This is a genomic window from Pseudoalteromonas sp. 3J6 (assembly GCF_903995135.1).
In the GTDB taxonomy this organism is placed as follows: domain Bacteria; phylum Pseudomonadota; class Gammaproteobacteria; order Enterobacterales; family Alteromonadaceae; genus Pseudoalteromonas.
This window is the reverse complement of the sequence record NZ_LR877185.1, coordinates 2,584,727-2,609,201: the sequence shown is the minus strand read 5'-3', so window position 1 is coordinate 2,609,201 and position 24,475 is coordinate 2,584,727. Positions and strand designations below refer to the sequence as shown.

General features: G+C 40.0%; 24 protein-coding genes. 6 read left to right on the top strand and 18 right to left on the bottom strand.

The features are described from left to right. Nucleotides 1-84: 84 nt before the first annotated feature. Nucleotides 85-420 carry a zinc ribbon domain-containing protein YjdM gene (locus tag P3J6_RS11710; RefSeq protein ID WP_076920245.1) on the top strand — a complete coding sequence of 112 codons (336 nt, stop codon included), beginning with the start codon at nucleotides 85-87 and terminating at the stop codon, nucleotides 418-420. Between the two features lie 52 nt (nucleotides 421-472). Here P3J6_RS11710 and P3J6_RS11705 read toward each other — a convergent pair whose 3' ends face one another. The 5 genes from P3J6_RS11705 to P3J6_RS11685 all read right to left on the bottom strand — a co-directional run bounded on the left by P3J6_RS11705 (nucleotide 473) and on the right by P3J6_RS11685 (nucleotide 5,201). Beyond that, the gene (locus tag P3J6_RS11705; RefSeq protein ID WP_198523102.1) at nucleotides 473-1,024 is read right to left on the bottom strand and encodes a hypothetical protein; all 552 of its coding nucleotides are present in this window, start codon (nucleotides 1,022-1,024) and stop codon (nucleotides 473-475) included. Between the two features lie 104 nt (nucleotides 1,025-1,128). Next, on the bottom strand, nucleotides 1,129-1,605 hold the full coding sequence (locus tag P3J6_RS11700; RefSeq protein ID WP_198523101.1) for a GreA/GreB family elongation factor: 477 nt from the start codon (nucleotides 1,603-1,605) through the stop codon (nucleotides 1,129-1,131). A gap of 265 nt (nucleotides 1,606-1,870) precedes the next feature. Continuing rightward, entirely contained in the window at nucleotides 1,871-2,800 is a 930-nt protein-coding gene (secF, locus tag P3J6_RS11695) for a protein translocase subunit SecF (protein ID WP_198523100.1), read from the bottom strand. Then, nucleotides 2,793-4,631, bottom strand: a complete 1,839-nt coding sequence (gene secD, locus P3J6_RS11690; protein ID WP_198523099.1) for a protein translocase subunit SecD — start codon at nucleotides 4,629-4,631, stop codon at nucleotides 2,793-2,795. The genes secF and secD overlap by 8 nt, the downstream gene beginning before the upstream one ends. Before the next feature lie 108 nt (nucleotides 4,632-4,739). Next, a complete protein-coding gene (locus P3J6_RS11685; RefSeq protein ID WP_198523098.1) occupies nucleotides 4,740-5,201 on the bottom strand; it encodes a hypothetical protein in 462 nt (153 codons plus the stop codon). A gap of 113 nt (nucleotides 5,202-5,314) precedes the next feature. Here P3J6_RS11685 and P3J6_RS11680 point away from each other — a divergent pair, with 113 nt between their 5' ends. The 3 genes from P3J6_RS11680 (at nucleotide 5,315) to P3J6_RS11670 (ending at nucleotide 10,260) form a co-directional block, all read left to right on the top strand. Beyond that, a complete protein-coding gene (locus P3J6_RS11680) occupies nucleotides 5,315-7,105 on the top strand; it encodes an ABCB family ABC transporter ATP-binding protein/permease (RefSeq protein WP_198523097.1) in 1,791 nt (596 codons plus the stop codon). 197 nt (nucleotides 7,106-7,302) lie between these two features. Continuing rightward, complete coding sequence (locus P3J6_RS11675; protein ID WP_198523096.1) at nucleotides 7,303-9,381, top strand: M13 family metallopeptidase; 2,079 nt, start codon at nucleotides 7,303-7,305, stop codon at nucleotides 9,379-9,381. Between the two features lie 165 nt (nucleotides 9,382-9,546). Then, the gene (locus P3J6_RS11670) at nucleotides 9,547-10,260 is read left to right on the top strand and encodes a YebC/PmpR family DNA-binding transcriptional regulator (RefSeq protein WP_008110544.1); all 714 of its coding nucleotides are present in this window, start codon (nucleotides 9,547-9,549) and stop codon (nucleotides 10,258-10,260) included. 216 nt (nucleotides 10,261-10,476) lie between these two features. On the opposite strand, the gene P3J6_RS11665 is transcribed toward P3J6_RS11670, so the two are convergent. From P3J6_RS11665 to glk, 6 genes are all read right to left on the bottom strand, one after another. After that, entirely contained in the window at nucleotides 10,477-11,601 is a 1,125-nt protein-coding gene (locus tag P3J6_RS11665) for a sterol desaturase family protein (protein ID WP_198523095.1), read from the bottom strand. Nucleotides 11,602-11,737: 136 nt separating this feature from the next. Then, nucleotides 11,738-12,742, bottom strand: coding sequence for a type I glyceraldehyde-3-phosphate dehydrogenase (gap, locus tag P3J6_RS11660; protein WP_198523094.1), 1,005 nt, complete (start codon nucleotides 12,740-12,742; stop codon nucleotides 11,738-11,740). Further along, nucleotides 12,739-13,371, bottom strand: coding sequence for a bifunctional 4-hydroxy-2-oxoglutarate aldolase/2-dehydro-3-deoxy-phosphogluconate aldolase (eda, locus tag P3J6_RS11655; protein ID WP_138569579.1), 633 nt, complete (start codon nucleotides 13,369-13,371; stop codon nucleotides 12,739-12,741). Before eda ends, gap begins: the two co-directional genes overlap by 4 nt. Before the next feature lie 33 nt (nucleotides 13,372-13,404). Next, complete coding sequence (gene edd / locus P3J6_RS11650) at nucleotides 13,405-15,255, bottom strand: phosphogluconate dehydratase (RefSeq protein WP_138604846.1); 1,851 nt, start codon at nucleotides 15,253-15,255, stop codon at nucleotides 13,405-13,407. Nucleotides 15,256-15,593: 338 nt separating this feature from the next. Further along, nucleotides 15,594-16,607, bottom strand: a complete 1,014-nt coding sequence (locus P3J6_RS11645) for a LacI family DNA-binding transcriptional regulator (RefSeq protein WP_010389842.1) — start codon at nucleotides 16,605-16,607, stop codon at nucleotides 15,594-15,596. A gap of 29 nt (nucleotides 16,608-16,636) precedes the next feature. Next, nucleotides 16,637-17,635, bottom strand: coding sequence for a glucokinase (glk, locus tag P3J6_RS11640; protein WP_198523093.1), 999 nt, complete (start codon nucleotides 17,633-17,635; stop codon nucleotides 16,637-16,639). Between the two features lie 292 nt (nucleotides 17,636-17,927). Here glk and P3J6_RS11635 point away from each other — a divergent pair, with 292 nt between their 5' ends. Together P3J6_RS11635 and P3J6_RS11630 are read left to right on the top strand one after the other, a co-directional pair. Continuing rightward, nucleotides 17,928-18,944, top strand: coding sequence for a LacI family DNA-binding transcriptional regulator (locus P3J6_RS11635; protein ID WP_138687080.1), 1,017 nt, complete (start codon nucleotides 17,928-17,930; stop codon nucleotides 18,942-18,944). Nucleotides 18,945-19,235: 291 nt separating this feature from the next. Then, entirely contained in the window at nucleotides 19,236-19,868 is a 633-nt protein-coding gene (locus tag P3J6_RS11630) for a trimeric intracellular cation channel family protein (protein WP_075169453.1), read from the top strand. Between the two features lie 9 nt (nucleotides 19,869-19,877). On the opposite strand, the gene P3J6_RS11625 is transcribed toward P3J6_RS11630, so the two are convergent. The 7 genes from P3J6_RS11625 to P3J6_RS11595 all read right to left on the bottom strand — a co-directional run bounded on the left by P3J6_RS11625 (nucleotide 19,878) and on the right by P3J6_RS11595 (nucleotide 24,424). After that, nucleotides 19,878-20,117: a DUF3955 domain-containing protein gene (locus P3J6_RS11625; protein WP_198523092.1), complete on the bottom strand. Its 240-nt coding sequence runs from the start codon at nucleotides 20,115-20,117 to the stop codon at nucleotides 19,878-19,880. A 110-nt stretch (nucleotides 20,118-20,227) separates the two neighbouring features. Continuing rightward, the gene (locus tag P3J6_RS11620; protein WP_198523091.1) at nucleotides 20,228-20,653 is read right to left on the bottom strand and encodes a GNAT family N-acetyltransferase; all 426 of its coding nucleotides are present in this window, start codon (nucleotides 20,651-20,653) and stop codon (nucleotides 20,228-20,230) included. 27 nt (nucleotides 20,654-20,680) lie between these two features. Further along, nucleotides 20,681-21,331: a YidC/Oxa1 family membrane protein insertase gene (locus tag P3J6_RS11615; RefSeq protein WP_198523090.1), complete on the bottom strand. Its 651-nt coding sequence runs from the start codon at nucleotides 21,329-21,331 to the stop codon at nucleotides 20,681-20,683. 144 nt (nucleotides 21,332-21,475) lie between these two features. Further along, the gene (locus P3J6_RS11610) at nucleotides 21,476-21,871 is read right to left on the bottom strand and encodes a hypothetical protein (protein WP_198523089.1); all 396 of its coding nucleotides are present in this window, start codon (nucleotides 21,869-21,871) and stop codon (nucleotides 21,476-21,478) included. Nucleotides 21,872-22,207: 336 nt separating this feature from the next. Beyond that, nucleotides 22,208-22,564, bottom strand: coding sequence for a hypothetical protein (locus tag P3J6_RS11605; protein WP_198523088.1), 357 nt, complete (start codon nucleotides 22,562-22,564; stop codon nucleotides 22,208-22,210). Between the two features lie 63 nt (nucleotides 22,565-22,627). Beyond that, complete coding sequence (locus P3J6_RS11600; RefSeq protein ID WP_138593921.1) at nucleotides 22,628-23,095, bottom strand: nuclear transport factor 2 family protein; 468 nt, start codon at nucleotides 23,093-23,095, stop codon at nucleotides 22,628-22,630. Nucleotides 23,096-23,231: 136 nt separating this feature from the next. After that, a protein-coding gene (locus tag P3J6_RS11595; RefSeq protein ID WP_198523087.1) for an IS3 family transposase occupies nucleotides 23,232-24,424 on the bottom strand; the annotation gives its coding sequence in 2 pieces (ribosomal slippage) (nucleotides 23,232-24,116 and nucleotides 24,119-24,424; 1,191 coding nt in all). Nucleotides 24,425-24,475: the final 51 nt, after the last annotated feature.

Sequence of the window (24,475 nt, the reverse complement as noted above, 5' to 3'; positions counted from 1 at the left end):
GTGAAGATAAAAATTTTTGATGAACTTTTTTATTGTTAATTTGTGTTTTAAAATAGCCAAAATTTACCACTAAAAGTGATTATTATGTCTCTTCCCGCTTGCCCCAAATGTCAATGTGAATACGTTTACGAAGACCAACAACTGCTTATATGCCCAGAATGTGCCTATGAATGGAATCCAAATAATACAAGCGATGAAGACGCTATTTTGGTAAAAGATGCAAACGGCACTTTACTAGCCGATGGTGACAAAGTAACCGTAGCCAAAGATTTAAAAATTAAAGGCAGTTCTCAGGTTATTAAAATTGGCACGAAAGCGGTAGTTAGACGTGTGCTTGATAAAAAAGATCACCAACTAGATTGTAAAGTCGATGGCATTGGCGAAATGATGGTAACGGCCAAGTTTGTGAAAAAAGCCTGAAATTACAGAACCTCACTTGTAGAAAATTACAGAAAGTAATAACGCTTAACTGCTAATTTTTTAGTTCTTTAGATAGCGCAGCTAATGTTTGATCGTAAGCATTCTGATTAAAGTTACTCGAGTGTGGGTTCATAAAACCATGTAAGTATTCAACACGCTTTGCGCTAACATTAGCCTTTGTTGCCAGTTCAATGTGTAGTGATTTAACATCAAAGTGCGGCTCATAATGCGGAAATATGAGTTCAATCTCAAATTGTGGTTGTATATCTGTATGGTGCCTAATTTGCGAGCTGTAAAAACAAATGCCTTTAGCTATCGTTTTAATCGCCGGGTGTGCAGACATTGACCAAATTGCCGATGCGCCAACACTAAAACCTATCAATATAGTGTTGTCAGCGAGTGGTTTAATCGCTTTTTGTAAAATAGCTACATACTCATCAAGGCCAATATGCTGACTAAAATACTCATAGGCCTGCTGTTCACTGTTAAATTCCATATCAAACCCGCCATAGGGATCGACAATAGATTGAGCGTTTAGCTTTTCAGCTAATACTTTTAAAGCCGTTGTTTTACCAAAAATATCACTGACCAATATTAAGTTCATAAAAAGCTCATCTTTAATTTTATTCTATAAGTTTTAGGCAATAATTTAACAAAGAGGCCTACGAGATGCTGCGCCTCAGAGTAAGAGACAAATAAATACTACATTCAAAGCACTTTAACCACATCGTAACTATGTTTTACATCACCGATAGTTAAACTAACTTCATCATCGACTTGTTTACCTAATAACTGTTGCCCTAAAGGGGCACCAGAGCTAAGTACTTGAATAGTTGTGCCTTTAATATCAACGGTTAATCCTCCAGCTGCTGGGCCTAAATAAAACCATTTGTGTGTGCCCGCATCGTCTTCTAAACATACCAATGAGCTTATAGCGATGGTGCCAGTAACGGGTTCGTTGTATATGGCTTCAAATAGTTGTATTTCTTTATAGCACTCATTAACTCGCTCTGCATGGCCTTGTGCTAAATAGGCAGCTTCAAGCCCGAGAGTGTCGTATTGGGTCTCTGCAATACTTTCTTCATGGGTAGCGGTATCGTGAGCTGTTTGAGCTGCAATTTTTGCAGTGTTTAGTTGCTCATCTAAGGCAAAACGAAGGTGCTCAGTAACATGGGCTTTATTCATTTGGAGAATTCACTCAATTCAATAAAAATAATTTGTTATTTTATACCAATCTGCTTTGATATGGGACCTATTTTAACGATAAGAAAATTGCTCTATAACTAGGCAAAATTTTTGACATCTAGTTGTTCTAAATGAAAAAATTTTAACAACGTTATAGGGGGATTTAATTCGTTAAATTGTTCAAATATTTATGTAGGTTGGTATTAGCATTGTTACTACATCGAACACTATCCCTTTGCTATGTAACAACAATGCTGATTTAAGCCTATGGCATATCCATTAATGCCTGCGTTTGCTGATCCACTTGCTTATCGTAGTTTTTAGCACTTAACCCAAGTAGCTCAGGTAATGTAGCAGCAATACAAATAGACGACAGCGTGCCTACGACGATTCCTGCAAACAAAGCAATGGCAAACCCCTGCAGCGGCGCGCCAGCTAACAGCCAAACACTTGCCACCGTAGCTAGCGTAGTTCCTGAGGTAATAAGCGTACGAGTTAAGGTGCTTTTAATAGCACTGTTGATAATACTGCTTGGTTTGAGTGTGATGTTTGTTGGTATGCGTAATAGCTCACGTACCCTATCACCCACTATTATTGAGTCATTTAGGGAGTAGCCAATTATTGCCAATAAACTGGCTAAAACGGTTAGATTAAACTCTATTTGTAAGCACGAAAATAAGCCAACCACAAGCACTAAATCATGTAATAAAGCCACCACAGAGCCTAATGCCAAACGCCACTCAAACCGAACAGCTAAATAAATCATTACCGCTACCATAGCAGCAAATAAGGCTAAGCAGCCTTGCTCAAATAATTCATCACCCACTTGAGAGCCAATATAAGCCGATGATAAAACCTCAGCATTTATAGTTGGGTTTTGGCTAATCGCGGTTTTCCAAGCATCATTATTAGCTTCCTCACTTGGCGCTTGCGTTAATTGAAAATGATTATTGCCCTGTGCTGTAAGTTCAAATTCACCTTGATGGTTTTTAGCAATAAATTGCTCAAGCTGTTTTAGTTCAACACCTTGGCTGGTGGTAAATTCTGTTAAATAACCACCCGTAAAATCAAGGCCAAAATTAAGCCCTTTTTGTGCAATGGTGAATACCGATAACAACACAAACATGGCACTTATAAGCAAGCCTATATAACGCATACGTGACCCTGTCTCACATTTAAAAAAAGTGTTAAGCATGCGCGTTTACTCCTGCTTTTTTACCCAGCTTTAAATATAAGCTTTGGCTTAAATATTTCGATACATACACACCAGTAAATACCGATGTGATAAGACCAAGCGCCAGCGTTATCGCAAAGCCTTTTACAGGGCCATAACCTATGCCATATAAAATAATCGCGGTGATCATGGTGGTAATATTGGCATCTAAAATCGTATTCGCAGCTTGTTTATAGCCCTCTTGTATCGCTTGATACGGGGGACGACCTTTGCGACGCTCTTCTTTTATGCGTTCAAATATAATCACGTTAGTATCAACCGCCATTCCTATAGTTAATACTAAGCCTGCTATCCCTGGAAGAGTTAAAACCACCCCAGGTAATAACGACATTAGCCCCACTAAAGAGGTTAAGTTTAAAATTAACGCAACATTTGCAATAAGCCCTAAACGGCGGTACCACAGTGCCATAAACGCAAGCGTTAAACCCATGCCTAACATTAGCGCTGCTAATCCATTATTAATATTGTCTTGGCCAAGGCTTGGGCCAATAGTTTGCTCATGCACTATAGTTACGGGCGCAGTAAGTGATCCTGCGCGTAGTAGTAGCGCTAAATCGGCAGCGGCTTGTTGGCTCTGCATATTGGTTATACTAAACCGCGAGCTTAAATGCTGAGCAATGTTCGCCACATTAATAACTTCGCTTTTTTTGACCACTTCGCCTTTAGCATTTTGTAAATACTCTGAATAGAGCGTTGCCATCGGTTTGCCTATATTTGCCTTTGAAAAAGCCGACATAGCATCGCCACCTTGGCCATCTAAGCTCAGTTGTACCAAAGGTTTACCCCAATCATCACGGCCTATATTAGCGTTATTAATATGCTCACCGGTAAATATAGGTACAGGGTCAAGCTTAATGGTCCCTCCCGATTGCAAATTAAACGTTTGCCCGCCTCTCTCTTTAAGTTGATAAAACCCTAATGACGCGGTTGCACCAATTATGCGTTTTGCTTCAGCTGGATCTTGCACGCCAGGTAGCTCAATACGAATGCGCTGCTTACCTTGGCGCTGTGTAACGGCCTCAGTTATACCGAGTTCTTCAATGCGTGAGCGAAGTGTGGTGAGTGTTTGGCTCATCACTTCTTTATCAAATGCGCTGCGCCCTTGCTCTGAATAGCTAATTTTAACGACCTGTAAGTTGCCATTAGTTGATGTGGTTGTAGTGAGGTTTTCAAAACGGCTTTTAAGCTCTTTTATAACAACTGTTAGCTTATCGCCAGCATTCTCAAGCGCACTTATTTCAAAGCCCTGATTAGTCTGCTTCGCTTTAACGCCATAGGCTTTTTGCTTAACAATAATAGCTTTTGTTTGTTGATATGCACTGAGTAATTGCTCATCAATGGCTTTATTTAAATCAACATCAAGTACAAACAATACCCCGCCGTTTAAATCAAGACCCAGCTTTATGGGCGATAAACCAAACTCTTGTAACCAAATAGGGCTGGTTGCATGTTCAACAATTTTAACCTGTGTGTTTGGAAAGTTTGATTTTAAAGCCGCTTGGGCCTGCGCACTTTGTGTAGGTGTATTTAAAAGTACATTAATATTTGCTTGGTCTTTTAAACTTTCACTCACTTTAAAACCTTGGCTATTTAAAAAGCGTACAAGGTTTTCAGTACTAGGCAATCCTTGTGCTTTAATCTCAGAAGTTGCACTAACATGCAACCACGACTTATTCGGATATAAATTAGGTAAGGCGCTTATTGCTAGTAACACTAATACAATCAACATGGCTACATAGCTCAATTTAAACTTAGCCTTAAATGGCTTTTTCTCTTTTTTTAGACTTAACATAGTTATTCCTTATTACTAGGCATAGCCCAGTAACGTACCTATTAGGCACAATTAATCTGCAGGTCAAAACGCGATGCGTTAAAACCAATTAACATTAAATAAGGAACTTTAAGCGTGATAGGTAGTTACAGCGGTGTATAACAGGTTAGCGTCTTTCCAGCCGCTCAAGCGCGACTTTTTACTTTTAAATACCCTAGTATACCAAGGCTGACTTATAGTGACTGCTTGCGGTCGCAAAAAAATATGCCGACAGCCATTTAGGGCAAAAAACTCATGCACTACATCGTATTCAGGATCCCCCTGCGCACTATGTAGAAATAAAAATGAGTTATTGGCTGTTAACCTAGGCTGATGCGCAACAAAATCAGAATGCTTTGAGTTTTTATGCTTTAAATTGCCAAGCGATTTTGTAGGTGTAGGAGTGTTAGTTAAATAGTCAACATTAATAACATCGCTATAACTGCTTTGGTTACTGTTTAATTCGTGCTTTACGCCCATAGCATGGCTTTGCACACTAAAGAGTGCAGCAAAAAACAAGCATGTAGCGAAAAAAACGCGAAATTTAAACATTTGCCATTTAAAACTAAAATAAAGGATAGCTAGTATATAAGGGCAGCTAATTAAAATACAATAGCCGTTCTTAAGCTAATTCATTTATATAATATCAAATACTGAGATCCTCGATGCGCTCCAGACAAAGTTCAGTAAAACGCCCCGACGCCATGAATTTAAAACAAAGCGTTCAAACTCTTTGGCCTTATATCACTAAGTTTAAAGGCCGTGTGCTGATTGCTATATTAGCGCTCATCGGTGCTAAAGGCGCGACATTACTCATGCCATGGGCTTTAAAAGAAATAATTGATTCGGTTGATAAATCAATTAATCCACTACTTCTTGTTCCTACTTTATTACTGATTATGTACGGCGCATTGCGCTTTGCTAGTGTATTTTTGGGTGAAGTACGCGATGCAGTATTTTCGCGAGTCACCGAGCATGCCATGCGAGATATTGGACTTAAAGTGTTTAAACATTTGCACTCATTAGATTTAGCTTTTCATTTAGATAGGCAAACTGGCGGCATAAGTCGAGACATAGAGCGCGGCACCAGTGGCTTAAGCTTTTTAATGCGTTTTTTAATGTTTAATATTGTGCCCACGTTGTTTGAAATAATGACTGTGGCGATTATTTTTGGCAGCTTGTTTTCTATTTGGTTTGCGCTGATCACCCTATTGGCTGTGGCTATTTATATTTTTTTTACCGTGACGGTTACCCAATGGCGAAACCGCTTTATTCGTGAGTCAAATGCTGCCGACAACCAAAGTAACACCCGTGCCATCGACAGTTTATTAAATTACGAAACCGTAAAATACTTTAATAATGAACAGCATGAAGCTAAAACTTACGATACGTTTTTAGCAACATGGGAACAAGCTCGATTAAAAAACAGACTCTCGTTACTGGCGCTAAACTCAGGACAAGCACTTATAATTGCATGCGCCATAACCGCATTAATGTGGCTTGGCGCTAATGAAGTGGTTACCGGCGAGTTAACGATTGGTGAGCTGGTAATGATCAATGCGTATATGATCCAATTATTTTTACCGCTTAACTTCTTGGGATTTGTGTATCGGGAAATACGCCGTGCCCTTACCGACCTTGAAAACATGCTTGGGTTATTAAATACCTCCCCCAAAGTAGCAGATAGCGAAACCGCGCAACCATTAGCACTCAAAAATGGGGCAATTAGCTTTGAAAACGTCAGCTTTAGCTACGATAGCAAGCGTCCTATTCTTAAGAACGTCAGTTTTCATGTAAATCCTGGTGCTAAGGTAGCGGTTGTAGGTGCTAGTGGCGCAGGTAAAAGCTCGTTAGCCCGCTTGTTATACCGTTTTTATGAACTTTCATCGGGCGCTATAAAAATTGATAATCAAGCCATAAACACAGTTACCCTCGCAAGTTTGCGTAAAGCTATTGCCATAGTGCCGCAAGATACTGTGTTATTTAATACCAGCATACGCGAAAATATTCACTACGGCAGACCCAGCGCCAGTGAAGATGAAGTAAACAAAGCCATAAACATGGCGCATCTAACAGACTTTATTAATAGCCTAGATAAAGGCGATAAAACCTTAGTCGGTGAACGCGGACTAAAAGTCTCTGGCGGCGAAAAACAACGTATTGCTATTGCTCGCGCTATTTTAAAGCAATCGCCGATTTTAATTTTTGACGAAGCCACTTCCGCGCTGGACTCGCAATCTGAGCAGGCCATATTAAACGCTATGCGAGAAGTAGCCTCTAACCACACCAGTATTGTTATTGCGCACCGCTTATCAACAATTACCGATGCCGATACTATTATCGTGCTTAAGGCGGGAGAAGTGGTAGAGCAAGGTAAACATGATGAATTACTCATGCAAAATGGTGAATATGCTCATATGTGGGCATTACAGCAAAAGCAGTCCAAAGCGCAATAAACTAAGCCTCTCGGGTACGATTGAAGTATCTGAGTGCTTTTTTGCTATTTTGCTAGTATTTCATTTATCTTATCGACCGGTACGGTTATTCACCTCAAAAGGTTTGTTTGCAGTGAAGTTATCAATACAATCAAGTAGCTATTTTTATAACAAAAATATATAACGAATTAAATAACGTGAATTCATAGGGGAAAATAATGAAAAAAAGTTTAATTGCAGCGGCACTCGCCGCTACATTTATTACCGGCTGTTCTGAGCCACAAACAACAAAAACTGAGCAAGTAGCAGCAGTTGCAGAAAAACCACAAGCAACAAAGCAAGCCGAATTAGGCACGTTTGGGGTTGATTTAACTGCGCGTAACGAAGCTGTAAAACCAGGCGACGATTTCTTCATGTACGCCAGTGGTTCATGGTACGACAACTACGAAATGCCAGCAGATAAAACCCGCTACGGTGCATTCTCTGCGCTAGCTGAGCGCAGTGAAGATCGCGTTAAAGAAATTATTGAAGACATTGCAGCACGTGAAAACTTAAACGCCGAAGAGCAACTGGTCGCTGACTTTTATAATTCGTACATGGATACCGAGACACTTAATAAACTTGGTATAACGCCAATTAAGCCGTTGCTTAACGACATCAATTCGGTTGCCTCTACTGATGATTTGGCAAAAGTATTTGGCCAATCTTGGCTTACGGGTGTAAGTGCACCACTTGGCGGCGGTATGTGGTTTAACCGTTTAGATCCCAATAAATACGAAATGTCATTAGGTGCAGGTGGCTTAGGCTTACCCGATCGCTCATACTACCTTGAAGATGCAGAACGTTTTGTAAAAACTCGTGAAGCGTATGTGGCACATATTGCCGATATGCTTAAATTTGCAGGGGTTGATAATACCACAGAGCGTGCACAAGCGATTTTAGCGCTTGAAACCAAAATTGCAGAAGGTCATTGGCCTCGTGAAAAACGCCGTAATCGTGATTTAACCCTAAACCAAGTAAAACGCGATGAGTTAAGTACACAATACCCAGGATTTAACTGGGATTTATACTTTGCGCAAACAGGTTATAAAGTACCACAATTAAACGTATCGCAGCCTGAACCTGTTAAAGCCATGATTGACTTAATCAATAACGAAGATTTAAGCGTATGGAAAGACTACCTAACATATCATGCAATTAATGGTAACGCTGAGCTGTTGTCTGAAGAGATATTTAACACCAATTTTGCTTTTTTTGGTAAAGAATTAAATGGTCAACAAGAGCCACGTCCACGCTGGAAACGCGCTATCAGCCAAATGTCAGGCACTAGCTCATTAGGCTTTGCAATTGGTAAAATTTACGTAGCTCGTTATTTCCCTGAGTCATCTAAGCAACAAATGTCTGAGCTAGTTGAAAACTTACGCACAGCCCTTGGTGAGCGTATTGATAACTTAGATTGGATGGGTGCAGAAACAAAAGTGAACGCGCGTGCAAAATTAGCGGCATTTGTACCAAAAATTGGTTACCCAGATGAATGGCAATCATATGAAGGCTTAAGCATTAGCAACAATGATTTAATGACTAATGTAAAAAATATGCGTGAGTTTTTCCAGGCTGAAAGTGTAGAAAAAGAGCTGAAAAAGACCGACCGTAATCGTTGGGGCATGACACCACAACGTGTAAATGCTTACTACAATAGTTCATTTAACGAAATTGTATTCCCTGCCGCTATACTACAACCGCCGTTTTTCGATCCAAATGCAGATCCAGCAGTAAACTACGGTGGCATTGGCGCTGTAATTGGCCATGAGATGGGCCATGGCTTTGATGATCAAGGCTCAAAATCTGACGCTAACGGCATTCAACGCAACTGGTGGACTGATGAAGATCGTGCTGCTTTTGATGCTAAAGCTGACAAACTGGCGGCTCAGTACAGCAAATATGAGCCAATTCCAGGTAACTTTGTAAATGGCCGCAACAGTTTAGGTGAAAATATTGGTGATGTGGGTGGCTTAGCCATGGCTTATCATGCTTACAAACTAAGCTTAAATGGTAAAGAAGCACCGGTAATTGACGGTGTAACCGGCGATCAACGTTTCTTCTTAGCATGGGCACAAGTATGGAAAGAAAAACGTACTGAGCAAAGTATGTTAAACCAATTACGTGGTGGTACACACGCACCAGGTCGCTTTAGAGCACAAGCGCCTCGTAACCATGATGCTTGGTATAAAGCATTTGATGTAAAACCAGGCGATGAGTTATACCTACCAGAAGAAGAACGCGTTCGTATTTGGTAATACCTGACAAACGTTCATCATTTGTAACGAATAAACAGCCCGCTTATGCGGGTTGTTTTATTTTTGACTACTAACAATACTTACTAGCCCTACCCCGCATTTACCTTTAGAATATGGGCTTGCAAATTTTTTTCAATTATTTATACATATTAAGGCGAAACGCAGATGGGAAGAGCTTACCAAAACAAAAAAGATTCAATGGCTAAAACTGCGGGTGCTAAAACTAAAGTTTATTCTAAATACGGTAAAGAAATTTATATTTGTGCTAAAAACGGCGGTGTTGATCCTGACGGCAACCTAGCACTACGTCGTTTAATTGAACGCGCTAAAAAAGACCAAGTACCGGCTCACGTAATTGAACGCGCCATTGATAAGGCTAAAGGCGGCGGCGGTGAAGACTATGCAGCCACGCGTTATGAAGGTTACGGCCCAGGTAATTGCATGATTATTGTTGATTGTTTAACCGACAACAACAAACGTACTTTTGCTGATGTACGTGTATGTTTTACCAAAGCGAACGCTAAAATTGGCGCACAAAATTCGGTATCACACTTATTTGATCACCTTGCTATTTTTGTATTTGACGGTGACGACGATGAAACCGTACTTGAAGCGCTGATGATGGCAGATGTTGATGTTACCGACGTTGAAGTAGAAGACGGCAAAGTAACCGTATTTGCACCGCACACTGAATACAACAATACCCGCACAGCACTTGAAGAAATGGGTGTGACAGAATTTGACGAAGACTTAATTGCCTTTGTACCTCAAGTTGAAGCCCCTATTGAAGGCGAAGACGTTGAAGTTATGGAGCGCTTTTTAGCCATGCTTGAAGATTGTGACGACGTACAAAACGTTTACCACAACGCTCAATTTTAATCGTTAAGCAAATAATCTGAGCTCTGGATAGTAAATCTATCTTCAGCGACAACTGCGTTGAGTTTACTTGCGATAGGTTATGTTTAAAGGCCAACTTAGTTGGCCTTTTTGTTATTTGTAGAATGGATTAGTTAATAACCCCTCACAACTAGGGTCTGTTGGCTTTTATAGTTGTATGCGGCCATGAATCTTGTGGCCACAATCTAAAACTACAGACTATTTTTGTTTTTTAAACGGGTAAATTTGTTGCTTTAACATACCTACAGGCATGTAGTCCCCGACAACACCATATTCTTTAGGCCACTCTGCTTGGCCTTTTACCGCAGTACCAAATAAATAATCTAAAAACGAGAAATGGGCTGCATAATTTCGATCAATGGCAGCTTTATCGGATGCGTGATGCCAATGGTGAAACTGCGGAGTTACCATAAAATATTTTAACCACCCAAATTTTACATTCACGTTTGCATGATTAAATACGGCTTGAAAACCAACAATAATTACATATAAGCTGATTATTTGCTGTGAAAACCCCAGCACAAATATAGGGGTTAGCACTAAACTACGGGTGATCAGTATTTCTAAAATATGCTGACGGGAGCCCGCTAGCCAATCCATTTCTTTGGCACTGTGATGCACACCATGAAATCGCCACATAAATGGCACTTCGTGATAAGCACGATGTGTCCAATACTGCATTAAATCAGCCACCAAAATAATTAAAAATAGCTGTAGTATAAACGGCATTTGCGCTATGTAAGCTTGCAGTGTGCTCGAAACCGCCCAACCAAAACCATAATGAACAAAATGATTAGTAACCAGTAATACAAAGCCCACTATTAAGTGATTCACAAAGAAGTGGTTTAAATCCCCGCGCCATTCACTACGAAGTATTTTTTGCTCTTTTCGATGCGGAAGTAGTTTTTCAATTAAAATAAAAATTAAGGTTGAGCCTAATAAGTCTAATATAAACCAATCTAAGCCAATATAAGGAGTGTTATCTGCAAAGTCATTTACTTCAACATTCGGGCCGCCAAAGCTAATGGCCAGTACAATTAAAAACCACGCAGTGGCACCCAATCGCTTATTAGTATTTCGTACAAAATTAAGTAACCCTAAGCTACCGGAAATAATAAGGGCAACAAACATAAGCTGACGTAAAAAGTCGACGCTATAGCTTTTGCGTAGTTCTGGAGTCGTTAAATATTCCGGAAAGTGGAATGCAAGCACTCCTAAGCAACTTAATATTGCCAAAAAGCAAGCAATATAACCGCTGATATTACCCTCACCAATTTGCAGGTGACTAGTACGAAATATTTTTTTAGTGACATGTTTTAGCATTATTTTCCTTAATATGGCATGCAGTTCCCTATTCTAATGCGCACATTCTAGCAAACTTTGGGCTAACTAAAACACAAAAAAAGCCACGCAGTGCGTGGCTTGGCTGGATAAAGTAAAATTTAACTACACGGAAAAATTATAAATAAGCACCCAGCGCTTTAACTTGATCTAACATGCGGTTTGAGAAACCCCATTCGTTGTCGTACCACGCCATTACTTTAACTAATTTACCATCAGCACGCGTTTGCGTTGCATCAAAAATAGATGATGCTGGGTTATGGTTAAAGTCGATAGAAACAAGCGGCAGCTCATTGTACTCTAAAATACCTTTCATAGAGCCAAACGCAGCATCTTTAACTACTTGGTTAATTTCTTCAATACTTGTGTCACGCTTAGCAATAAATGTTAAATCAACTAAAGACACATTAATGGTTGGTACACGTACCGCCATGCCATCTAGTTTACCGGCAAGTTCAGGCAGAACTAATCCAACCGCTTTTGCAGCACCCGTTTTAGTTGGGATCATAGATTGAGTCGCACTACGCGCGCGGTATAAATCTGGGTGGTATACGTCAGATAAGTTTTGATCGTTAGTGTAAGCATGAATGGTGGTCATGCTACCTTGTTCAATTCCTACTGTATCGTTAATTGCTTTAGCAACAGGCGCTAAACAATTGGTTGTACATGAAGCATTAGAAATAATGTTGCTATTGGCATTAATTACATCGCTATTTACACCGTGCACTACGGTAGCATCCATATCTGTACCAGGAGCCGATACCACTACTTTTTTCGCGCCCGCTTCAATATGCTTATTAGCTGCTTCGCGAGAAGTAAATAACCCCGTACATTCAAGTACGATATCAACGTTTAGTGCTTTCCACGGTAAATTAGCAGGGTCACGCTCTTGCGTTAGCGTGATCACATCATCGCCAATTAGCATGGTGTTGTCTTTTAGCGTTACTTGCTGTGAAAAACGACCGTGTACTGAGTCAAACTGAGTCAGATGAGCATTTACATTGGCTGGGGCTAAATCGTTAATAGCCACAATTTTAATTTCATTATTTTGCGCTGATTCGTAAAGTGCACGCAATACATTACGACCGATACGGCCGTAGCCATTAATTGCTACATTAATCATTTTTGACTCCTATTAACTTCACATGCTTGGCGAGCAAGCGTTTCAATGGCTTGCCAGTCTTTATTTTCAATAAGTTGTTTATCTAACATCCACGTACCACCTACGCAAATAACATTGTTAAGTGCTAAGTAATTAGGGGCAGTCGCTAAACTAATGCCACCAGTTGGACAAAAAGTAATATCAGGTAATGGGCCACCAATCGACTTTATCATCGCAGTTCCGCCTGCGGCTTCAGCAGGAAAAAACTTTAAAAATTTAAAGCCATGTGCTGCCAAGTTCATCACTTCGCTTGGGGTAGCTGCACCGGGTAAAAAAGGGATAGTTGACTCTTTTGCCAATGCTAACAGTTCATCACTTACACCAGGGCTCACCATAAAGTCAGCGCCCGCTTCTACTGATGCGTTAAAGCTTGCTTTATCAACCACCGTGCCAGTGCCCACATATGCCTCTGGTACTTCAGCTTTCATTAGCTTTACAGCTTGTGCAGCAATTGGTGTACGCAGTGTAATTTCAAGTGCTTTTAAGCCACCGTTATACAACGCTCTTGCAAGTGGTGCAGCATCTTCTAATTTTTCGATTACCACCACTGGCACAACGGGTGCCGATGCTAAGATTTTTTCAATACTCATTACTTGTTCCTCATTACCCAATATGGCTAATTATTATTCAAGTCCAAAAGCACTTGCACCTAAATCGGCACTGCTTACGATATTTCTAAATCCAGTAAATAATTCACGGCCTGTACCAAATGTTTGGCTTGCTTGGCTAATTTGTAGCTCACGCTGTGCAAGCTCTTCGTCGCTTACATGCACTTTTAAAATACCATTTGGCGCATCTAAAGTAACAATATCGCCTTCATGGATTTTAGCTATAATGCCACCTTCTACCGCTTCAGGTGCTAAGTGGATTGCCGCTGGTACTTTGCCTGATGCACCCGACATACGTCCGTCGGTAACTATGGCCACTTTATAACCCTGATCTTGTAATGTTGCCATTACCGGCGTGAGCTTATGAAGCTCTGGCATGCCTTTAGCCTTAGGGCCTTGCTCTTTAAGAACAGCAATAAAATCTTGGTTAAGTTCACCACGGCTATAAGCATCTTGTAACTCACCTTGAGAGCTAAATACTTTAGCTGGCGCCGACACCACTTGATGAGATTCTGCAACAGCAGAGACTTTAATAACGGCTTTACCTAAGTTGCCCGTTAATAACTGTAAACCACCTTGCTTACTAAATGGATTATTTACAGGGCGAAGTACTTCTTCATCATGTGAGTTTTCTGGACACGCAACCCATTTAACTTTACTAGGGCCATTGGCATCACTCATAATCAAGTTATCGTCTTTATCAAGCAGTGGCTCACACATGTAAGGTGCAAGGCCTTCGCCTAAAATAGTGGTTACATCTGTGTGAAGATAACCAGCACCTGCTAATTCACGCATTAAGAAGCCCATACCGCCAGCTGCTTGGAAATGGTTTACATCAGCTGAGCCATTAGGGTAAATACGCGTCAGTAATGGTACAACTGCTGATAAATCAGACATGTCTTTCCACGTAACCTGAATACCAGCCGCTTTTGCAATTGCCACAATGTGGATTGCATGATTGGTTGAGCCACCGGTTGATAGCAAACCAACCAGGCCATTAATAATGGTTTTTTCGCTGATCACATCCGCTAAACACGGGCCATCTTTGTTTTCTGTAAGCTGCTTAAGCATGGTCTCAACGGCATTACCCGTTAAGCCATCACGCAATTCTGTGTATGGATTTATAAACGAGCTACCTGGTAGGTGTAAGCCCATAATTTCCATAAGCATTTGGTTTGAATTTGCAGTGCCATAAAACGTACACGTACCGGCACTGTGATAAGAAGCACTTTCTGCTTCTAATAGCTCTTCACGTGACACTAAGCCTTGTGCAAACTTTTGGCGAATACGTGCTTTGTCTTTGTTTGGAATACCTGACTGCATTGGTCCTGCTGGTAAAAAATACACAGGCAAATGGCCAAATGATAAAGCACCAATTAATAAGCCAGGAACAATTTTGTCACACACACCTAAACAAAACACACCATCAAACACGTCATGCGATAAAGAAACCGCAGTAGACATAGCAATAACATCACGAGAGAAAAGCGATAGTTCCATGCCGTCACGACCTTGGGTAACGCCATCACACATCGCAGGTACACCGCCAGCAACTTGCGCGGTCGCGTCAAATTTAGTGGCAATGCTTTTAATTAAATCTGGGTATTCTTTGTAAGGCACATGCGCAGATAACATGTCGTTGTATGAATTAATAATTGCAAGGTTTGGCACCTCATCTGCTTTTAAACGCGCTTTGTCATCGCTACTGCACGCAGCCATAACATGGGCAATATTGCCACAGCCTAAACCAGCACGAACTCTTGTTTGTTTTTTTGCGTGCGAAATACGATCTAAATAGGCTTGACGGGTTTGTTTACTGCGCTCAATAACGCGTTCTGTGACTTCTTGAATTCGAGGGTGCAACATAATTTTACTCATCTCTATTCGTTAGAGGATAAAGGCTCAGTAACAATTATAGACTCCACGAAAATAACTGTACTGAGCATCTTTGACTTACCCGTTCAAAGGTACGCTACCAGGGAGCCTCTCACAACAACCCTGACACCGGTGTCAGGGTATTAACGCATGACAATGACACCGGTGTCAACCCTGAGTAATAAAAATAGTCATTTTTTTTAACATGTGCAATAAATAAACGTGAATTTTTAGTGAAATATTAGCGGCAAATAATGAAGGTTAAAAATGCAGATAAAAAAAGCCCGAGTAAGCGTCACTCATACTCGGGCTACTGTGAAAAAGCGGTTTTATTTTACGGCTGCGGTTGACTCTCGCGTGATTAATTTTGCTTCTAAAATCACCTTATAAGGCGACTCTTGCGGCTCAATAATATGGGTAATTAACTGGGTAACAGCCTGTTTAGTCATCTCTTCTACGGGTTGCGCTATAGTCGTTAGCCCAGGCCAAATATGACGCGCTATGGGAGCGTTATCAAAGCCAGCAATAGAAATGTCATCTGGTACACGTAAATTACGCTGTGTAGCTAATTTAAGCACGGCGGCTGCCATGTAATCATTCGATGCAAATACAGCAGTAGGTCGTGGCGATAAATCTAAAATACTACGCGCACTGTCTACCCCTGAGTGATAACTAAAGTTCCCCTCTTCAACTAAGCGTTCATTAAATTCAATACCATGGCTTGCTAATGCGCGCCTGTAGCCTTTAAAACGCTGCTGTGTAGCACTGTGATCTGGGTGACCTTTAATAAACGCGATAGACGTATGCCCTAGGTTTATTAAATGTTCGGTAATTTCAAATGCGCCCTGCTCGTCATTACTGGTAACAGAAATAGAGTCATCTTCTAAAATAGCAGAAGCCACTCGAGCATAAGGAATTTTTTTCGACTTTAAAAAGTCAACCAGTTCTGAAAAGTCACAAAATGGTGGCGTAAGTACTAAACCATCAAGGCGTGATGACTGTAATAGCTGCTCTATATTATTAATAAGTGCATCACCTCTGAGCTCACAAGGGTGAATCAGCAAGTTATAGTTGTTTTCTTGGCAAGCAGCTAATGCGCCTGTTTGCACTCGAGTAATATAACTTTTACTTGGGTTATCGTATAAACAACCAATAATAAAACTACGGTTTTGTGCAAGCCCTCGAGCAATGGGATTAGGTGTGTAATCAAGCTCTTTAAATACCGCTAATACTTTCTCGCGGGTGGCCGCGCTCACATTTGGTTCGTTATTCAGTACGCGCGATACCGTTTTTTTAGATACACCGGCATAACTAGCAACGCTATTTATAGTGACTTTTTTCATCTATTTATTTCCAAATGTATGCAACGTAATTAAACCTGTTGACTCGTATGCAAACACGCGGCAGCACCAATTAAAGGAATGTTGTCTTGTGTTACTAATGTGACCGGAATTTGACCTGTATATTGCGACATAATACCCTTTTGTGAAAAGCGCTCAATGAAGCGGCTTTCTAGTAAACGAGCCTGCATTCTTGGTAATATCCCACCGCCAATATAAAGGCCACCAAGAGCACCATAAGCAAGCGCTAAATCGCCTGCTACACTGCCAATCCAATCGCAAAACTGATTAAGCGTTGCGTCACACACTTCACATTCACCGCTATTGGCTAAGCTGCTAATTTGCGCCGCATCTAAATTTTTTGCAGCCCCCCCTTTAACTGCAGCCATTGCTTTATATAGATGAGCAATGCCTGGTCCAGAAAACACCGTTTCTACCGATACATGTGGGTGGTCTTTCTTAAGTGCTTGAATAAGCTGAGCGTCAAGTTCATTTACTGGCGCTAGAGAAATATGACCACCTTCTGAACTCATTACCGCACACGAATGTGCAGTTCTTACTAAACACGCTGCACCAAAGCCTGTACCTGGGCCCATTACACCAATATTTGCTGTGTCGTCTGCTTGGCCAGGTTTAACGGTTACGTTTTGAGAAGGATCTAAATACGGAGCGGCGTAAGCGAATGCAGCAAAGTCGTTTATTACGCTTAATTGTTCTAAGTCAAAATGCTGTTTGAAATCATTAACGCTAAAGTGCCAACCTAAGTTAGTTAAGTGAACTTGGCCTGCGTTAATTGGGCCTGCCACTGCTAGGCATGCGCGTTTAGGATTTATATGAGACACTGTTGATAAGTAATACTCGGTAGCACTTTCGAGCGATCCATAATTAGCACTTGGAAACGTATGATTATGCTCAATGGTAAATTGATTACTTAATTCATCAAACCCCGTGATCAACGCAAAGCGAGCATTTGTGCCACCAATATCGGCAACCAGAATTGGATCAAAGTGTGTGCTAGAGTGTAAACCCATAGTGTTATCTCTTTTGTTTAAGTAATGAGTACTTATTATTTTAATGGGGTATCCATTGATACTTATTTACTTTGAGCTATCACCTCAAAGCAGCTATCACTATAAAAAAAGGCTACCTTTAATAATAAAGGTAGCTAATACGTTTTGACAACAAAATGATAAAACACCCTCATTGTGACACCGGTGTCATGTTAAAATCAATAAAAAAATGCCTTTATTGACAAATAAGCTTGAAAAAAATCATTAATAAACGAGAATAGCCCCTTATTGTCCTCTTAAGTAAGTAATCGTGATGAAAGGTAAAGCCACCTCATTTGATATAGCCCATTATGCTGGGGTGTCTCAATCTACAGTTTCTCGTGCTTTACGAAATAGTCCTTTGGTAAATGATGAAACCCGAAGACGAGTTCATGACATTGCCAAAAAGCTTAATTACAAAGTTGATAAAAACGCCAGTAACCTGCGCACTCAACAAAGCAGCACCCTAGCGTTATTGTTGTTTGAAGATCCTACCTCTGACGAATCGCAAATAAATCCGTTTTTTTTAGCTATGCTGGGCAGTATTACTCGGGCCTGCGCTAAAGAGGGTTATGATTTACTTGTGTCATTTCAATCGGCCAGTGCTGATTGGCAGGCAGACTATGAAGACAGTCACCGTGCAGATGGCATCATTTTATTAGGTTATGGCGACTATATAGACTTTCAGCCTAAATTTAATACTTTGCTTGAACAAAACACCAAGTTTGTTTGCTGGGGAGCAAGTGTTGATAACCGCCCCGACTTAACCATAAGCTGCGACAACTATGGAGGCGGAAAGCTAGCCGCTGAGCATTTGTTGGCACATAATCGCAAAGATTGCGCGTTTATAGGTGATGCCTCTGATCATAGCCCCGAATTTTTTGCCCGCTTTAATGGCTTTAAAGACGCGTTACAACAAAATGGCATTACACTTAATGAGCGTAAAATTGCCAATGCTATCTCTACCGAAGAATCAGGCTATCATGCCACTCGTTCGTTAATTGCTAATAACATTACCTTTAATGCACTTTTTGCAGCCAGCGACCTTATAGCAATTGGCGCAATACGGGCATTAAAAGAAGCCAATATTAACGTACCAAAAGATGTAGCCGTAATCGGCTTTGATAATATATCTATTGCCAGTTATATTAACCCGCCGCTAACAACCATAGAACAAAATACCACTATTGCTGGGCAAATGTTGGTTGAGAACTTACTAAAACTCATCCGTGGCGAGCAAGTGCAAAGCACCCTACTACCACCGCGTTTAATTGCACGTGGCTCAAGTTAATTCATTGAGTTAAACCATTTTTTAAAAGTAGTAAAATTAAGGGCAATAACGCCCTGACGCCCTTAAATTTATTCAGGTTTTATTGCTTATTTACGGTCATTTGTCCTTTTTGTTTTTATTAGTAAAGTAACCGCTTTCGTTGCATTAACAGGCTATTCACACCTCGCTATCACATTAGTTTTTTTAATCTGAAACTGGCTGTTTTTGATGTAATTTTTCACTCGTCAATGCACGCTTTTATCACTACAATCCTGCTTTTATTTTCATGTTAAATTTTCAAGTGATCATCTCATGCTATTAACCATCGTTTATATTATAGGTATTACAGCAGAAGCCATGACTGGGGCTCTTAGCGCTGGACGCAGAAATATGGATTGGTTTGGTGTTATGTTGGTAGCCAGTGCCACAGCCATTGGTGGTGGTAGCGTGCGAGACATTTTATTAGGTAACTACCCACTGACTTGGGTAAAACACCCAGAATATTTACTGATCACTTGCCTAGCCGGTATTGTTACCACTTGGTTGGCAAAATGGGTGGTTAAATTTAAAGGCATATTTATGCGCCTAGATGCACTAGGGCTTGCTGCGTTTAGTATTATTGGCTGCCAAGTTGGACTTAATATGGGTTTGCATTATGGAATTTGTGTGGTCGCAGCTATAGTAACAGGTGTATTTGGTGGATTATTACGAGATTTAATTTGTCGCCAAGCACCATTAGTACTTCATCATGAACTTTACGCAAGCGTAGCACTTATAGTCGCGTGTTTATACTTAGCACTGCACCACTACAACATTGATGACAATATCAGCGTGGTTGCAAGTTTAGTAGTAGGCTATTTAATTCGTATGGCGTCGGTACGCTTTAAATGGCGCTTACCAACATTTAATTTATTAGAGCCCGCTAATTTAAATAATGAGCAATAACAGCAGCGGTTAATGCCCACCTGCCCTAGCACTTTTAAATGGCCCGAATACTTTTCGGGCTAACAAACTAACCACAATAAGAACTCCCAAAGCAAAACACAGTATGCTCAAGGGCATAAACACGCTTTCATGTAGAACACCATTATGATCAACATATTGATACACACTGTTTTCTATCAGCATAAAACCCGTGCCAAGCAATAAAAAGCAAACACTCAATGTGGCTGTTTTGTTTGAAAAAAAGCGCATAATCTATCCATAACTATTTTATTAAATTGTCGGGATAGCAGTTTGAATGAGCGAATATTAATCTACAGTGACTGAGCAACATTAATTTTTTAAAATAAAAGTCACAGCCATTAAACTAAGCTTTTAGACATATAATAAAATCTGTCGTCTTCTTTATCTATGCTGAAACCTGAACGTGTGTAAAGCTTGTGCGCAGGGCTTATTTTAAAAACGCGAAGCCTAAGTTGCATAGCACCTTGGAGCACAGCTAAACGAGCACCCTCATTAATTACTGCAGCACCAATACCCATATTTTGAAACGCAGCATCTACTTGTAAGTCACGTATATAGCACCCCTCATCATCAAAAGCCAAGCGCATTGCACCCACTACATCGCCATTTAACAAAACATCCCAATTTTCAAGGTCTGAAATTTGCTCACATATTTTAAGTTGCTGCCAATCAACACCATAATGCTCATAATATCCACGCATATTGGTGTAGGTTAACAGTGCCGATGCCATTAAATCAGCTGTGGGTTGATAACACATATTCATTATTGTCATTCCTTTGTTTAGCGACCTTTACAAAACTTGTTGTGTTTGCTGGTTTTTAAAATATTTATTTACTAATAATGACTGCAACAAGCTAGTACTACTGGATGTAGCCCAGTACAAAGCAATTGCAGAAGGAAAATTAACGAGAGTAACCACACAAATAATTGCGGGAATTAGGAACAATAAGGTGCTGGTTTGCTCTGCGCTACCAGGCATCATCATCATAGATAAATATGTAATAGCCCCCACTAGTAACGAAAGCGCAATATCAGGCTTTGCAATACTGGCAATCCAAGCAAACTTACTATTAAATACAATTTGTTGCAGAGCCTGAAAAGTTCCAAGGCCAAATACCCCTTGGCTTGCCATATTAGTCACACTTTTTTTATCGATAAACTTAATGTTGTGCTTTTTATACAGCGCCATAGTTAATTTTGCGATTTCGCTGGGCTGGTCTTTATAGTTGTTTTTTATGCTATCTAGCTCAGGTTTTAGTGCGGCAATTGCTTTTTTATTTCTAACCATATTAGCCATAGCAACAAGGTTAATCGGCATTAAAACTAATCGTCCAATAACGGTAAACAAAATAATTGCAACCGCTTGGCTTACGCCCACATCTTGAGTAAAAAAGGTGATTGATTGCACAATAAAATCAGTAAATAAATTCCAAATTTCCATTTTAGTTTTCCTTTTAATATTATGTATTAAAAGTAACCATCACGACATATTATGTCAACAGTTTATTTTAAACTGAAAATGGGTTGCTATGATCTAGAGTCAACTTAAACGGGTAAAAGAGCAAAAATCGACTCTAAAACTTTATTAGGCGTTTTGCTTTTTAATCCACCAGTTTGTAAATACTAAAACTAAAAAAAAGCCTAAAAAGAAAAAATGCACTGCAACAAGAAAATAGTATGTCTGCGGACTTTGTTGGACAAAATAGTCAGTATTTCCTTTCCAAGAAATATACCCCTCCGAGAAAGCATAATATAATTTGCTAGCTAAAATTATGCTGAGCAAAGATGTGATGACTTTTACGAAAACGAGCCTAGAAAAAAAGTCACGGTCTTTGAGAACTTGTCGTTCTTGAGGCTTGTTGGCCGCAACCTCAATCTGTTGGCAAATTTTAAAATACCGAAGTGGGTAAGCTTGCTGATCAATTGAGCTGCGCGCCTCCAATAACTCTTGGAGGCTATAGTTTTGGTAATCTGGCTCCATTAAGTATCCTACGTAGATGCCTATAGATAATGACTCCCGCACGGTGTTAGCTTAATTCAAAGCCAGAGCCATAATTAGTTTGTCAATTAACTAAACGACAAACGCTAACATGAATAAACATTCACAGAAAGAATTCAATGAAGCCGCCTATATTGAAGAACATAGGGGTGCTCAACCTGTTCATCTTGGTCGAATTTCGTCTTCCATAGCATACAATGACGCCCATCCTAACTGCCAGCTATAAACTTAATCATAATTAAGTTCCTAAATACATTCTTACTTCTGTATATGTAAGAAATCCAATTATCTTATAAGTTTATTTTATTGAGCATACACTTAAGTGATAACAGCAGATATTACTATTAATGCCCCACTAAACATCAACCAAAAAAAAGCAAAAACAAACCACTTTTGAATGTGTTTAGGTACACTCTGCCTTTTTTCAAACATTCCGTAACGCTTAGCATGAAAGGACCAAATAAAAACTGTAGCGTATTGTAGAATTCCGCTAGCGGATAAAAAGATGTTAAGGCTATAAAACTTAACACCATCATCAAGGGTTTCTTCGAGTAATGGTAACCACTTACTCTTTAAGTAAATAACCAAACCAACCCAAATAAAAACACCTATACAACCACCGAAAAAAAAGTATGCTGAAATGACTTGAATGGAAGATGGATCAATTAATTGCATTACTTTATACCATTCGCTTCATATAAAACTTCCCCTTTTGACTCACCATACTTGTTATGTGAATTATTTTCCGTATCTGCGAATTACAGATACTTTACCATTTTCTAACTCTAAAACATCGAGTACCACTTTACTGTAACTAAACTCAGAGCCATCGGAGCGTAAGCCTTTAGCAGAGAAAGTATGTTTAAGTGCAATAGAATTATAACCGACAATATACTCAAGAATTTTAGCTTCATACTCTGTATGAACACCTAAATAACGTGACATACCTTCACGCATTAGTTTTTTACCATTAGCCTCTCTGGAATCATCTGGAGCATTCGGGAAATGCTGATTGCCCACATCTTCAGTTAATAATGATAGATAACTCTCTAAATCTTCTTTGGATGCTCCAGGCCTTTGAGTATTAGTCATTGCTTGATGATATTGATTAACGAATTGCTCGTAATCAAATTGCTCTTCATTTGCAAACGCATCGGATGAAATTAAAATGATTAAAATAGCTAGAATTGAAATATATTTCTTCATTGGTACTCCTTACCGTGAGATTCACATAACGCCCTGTTAAGGGGCAAATTGTAGTTGGCTAAAATAAGCGAGGAACGAGCAAAAGCCAACTGTTATTTGTTGATCTTCACCCGATAAAGTGGACACCGTCCACGCTTCAATTAACTGCCAATTCAAACTCGGCAGGTGATTTATATCCTAAACTCGAATGCAATCTCTGTCTATTGTAAAAATAATTTAGGTAAACCTTTAATTTTGATAATAGTTTACCGCTGCTCTCAAATTTATTTCCTCGAATTAAATCTGCTTTAAGCGAATGAAAGAACGACTCGACTTCTGCGTTGTCAGTACAGCACCCAGGCCTATTCATACTGGCTTTGATGTTTTTGCTAGCCAAATACTTTTGTACAACGTGAGCACGGTATTCTGCGCCTCGGTCAGTGTGAAATAATACACTCTCTGTTGGCTGTCGTTTCTTTATCGCAAGCCTTAGCGCCTTTAACGTAAGGTCTGTTGTTTTGTTTTTACCAAACGCCCAGCCGATTACTCGACGTGAATATAAGTCGATAACCACAGCAAGGTAATGCCAACGAGCGCCGACTTTTAAATACGTAATATCGCCAGACCATTGCTGATTGATCCCCGTGGCCTTTTCACTATCTTTGCGTTTGTTTTCTATCTCTTTATAAAAGAACTTCACCTTCGCCGGTTTGCTGTAAGTCTTAAGGGCTCTGGCTCTTAAACCGTTTTCTTGCATTAAGCGGGCAACACGTTTTTGGCTTGTGTTTATACCTTCTTTTTTTAGCGCATGAAATACGCGTGGGCTACCATAGGTTTGATGATTTACATTGAAAACGTGCTTTATCTTCAACAACAAATTAGCATCTGACAGCGCTCTAGCTGACACTGTTCTGTCACGCCAAGCATAAAACCCACTACGCGAAACATTAAGCCAAGAACACAAGTATTTTACACCTAAGGCTTGTCCGAATTTTTGGATGAATCCAAATCGTTCTGATGTACTTCCGCCAGATACCGTTGCCACTTTTTTAGCAGGTCATTCTCCTGCTTAAGACGCTCATTTTCTTTCTTAAGCTTTTGAATGTTATCCAGCTCTTTTTTTGTTGGGAATTTACTCATTGTTTCATTGTTGCTTTGATAGCGCGGTACGTTTTTAAACTTACCTTCTCGATACTCTTTTCGCCAACGACTAAGCATTAACGGATGAATATCTAGCGCCTCAGCAACGTCCTTTGACATGACATCGTCTCGTAAGCTTAGTTCGACTGCTTTGATTTTAAAATTAACTGGGTAAAACCATGTCTTTCTAGGTTGGGTATATCTAGGCATTTTAGCCTCCTCAAAGTGATGAGGAGGTGTCCACTAAAACGGGTGAGGAGC

Coding starts and splice junctions, on each gene's coding strand:
- P3J6_RS11620 (WP_198523091.1), bottom strand. CDS start 20,653: ATGAATATGTGTTATCAACCCACAGCTGATTTAATGGCATCGGCACTG.
- P3J6_RS11605 (WP_198523088.1), bottom strand. CDS start 22,564: ATGCAATTAATTGATCCATCTTCCATTCAAGTCATTTCAGCATACTTT.
- P3J6_RS11680 (WP_198523097.1), top strand. CDS start 5,315: ATGCGCTCCAGACAAAGTTCAGTAAAACGCCCCGACGCCATGAATTTA.
- P3J6_RS11705 (WP_198523102.1), bottom strand. CDS start 1,024: ATGAACTTAATATTGGTCAGTGATATTTTTGGTAAAACAACGGCTTTA.
- P3J6_RS11670 (WP_008110544.1), top strand. CDS start 9,547: ATGGGAAGAGCTTACCAAAACAAAAAAGATTCAATGGCTAAAACTGCG.
- P3J6_RS11645 (WP_010389842.1), bottom strand. CDS start 16,607: ATGAAAAAAGTCACTATAAATAGCGTTGCTAGTTATGCCGGTGTATCT.
- P3J6_RS11625 (WP_198523092.1), bottom strand. CDS start 20,117: ATGCGCTTTTTTTCAAACAAAACAGCCACATTGAGTGTTTGCTTTTTA.
- gap (WP_198523094.1), bottom strand. CDS start 12,742: ATGATTAATGTAGCAATTAATGGCTACGGCCGTATCGGTCGTAATGTA.
- P3J6_RS11665 (WP_198523095.1), bottom strand. CDS start 11,601: ATGCTAAAACATGTCACTAAAAAAATATTTCGTACTAGTCACCTGCAA.
- P3J6_RS11685 (WP_198523098.1), bottom strand. CDS start 5,201: ATGTTTAAATTTCGCGTTTTTTTCGCTACATGCTTGTTTTTTGCTGCA.
- P3J6_RS11635 (WP_138687080.1), top strand. CDS start 17,928: ATGAAAGGTAAAGCCACCTCATTTGATATAGCCCATTATGCTGGGGTG.
- secF (WP_198523100.1), bottom strand. CDS start 2,800: ATGCTTAACACTTTTTTTAAATGTGAGACAGGGTCACGTATGCGTTAT.
- P3J6_RS11615 (WP_198523090.1), bottom strand. CDS start 21,331: ATGGAAATTTGGAATTTATTTACTGATTTTATTGTGCAATCAATCACC.
- P3J6_RS11675 (WP_198523096.1), top strand. CDS start 7,303: ATGAAAAAAAGTTTAATTGCAGCGGCACTCGCCGCTACATTTATTACC.
- edd (WP_138604846.1), bottom strand. CDS start 15,255: ATGTTGCACCCTCGAATTCAAGAAGTCACAGAACGCGTTATTGAGCGC.
- P3J6_RS11700 (WP_198523101.1), bottom strand. CDS start 1,605: ATGAATAAAGCCCATGTTACTGAGCACCTTCGTTTTGCCTTAGATGAG.
- secD (WP_198523099.1), bottom strand. CDS start 4,631: ATGTTAAGTCTAAAAAAAGAGAAAAAGCCATTTAAGGCTAAGTTTAAA.
- glk (WP_198523093.1), bottom strand. CDS start 17,635: ATGGGTTTACACTCTAGCACACACTTTGATCCAATTCTGGTTGCCGAT.
- P3J6_RS11610 (WP_198523089.1), bottom strand. CDS start 21,871: ATGGAGCCAGATTACCAAAACTATAGCCTCCAAGAGTTATTGGAGGCG.
- P3J6_RS11600 (WP_138593921.1), bottom strand. CDS start 23,095: ATGAAGAAATATATTTCAATTCTAGCTATTTTAATCATTTTAATTTCA.
- P3J6_RS11710 (WP_076920245.1), top strand. CDS start 85: ATGTCTCTTCCCGCTTGCCCCAAATGTCAATGTGAATACGTTTACGAA.
- eda (WP_138569579.1), bottom strand. CDS start 13,371: ATGAGTATTGAAAAAATCTTAGCATCGGCACCCGTTGTGCCAGTGGTG.
- P3J6_RS11630 (WP_075169453.1), top strand. CDS start 19,236: ATGCTATTAACCATCGTTTATATTATAGGTATTACAGCAGAAGCCATG.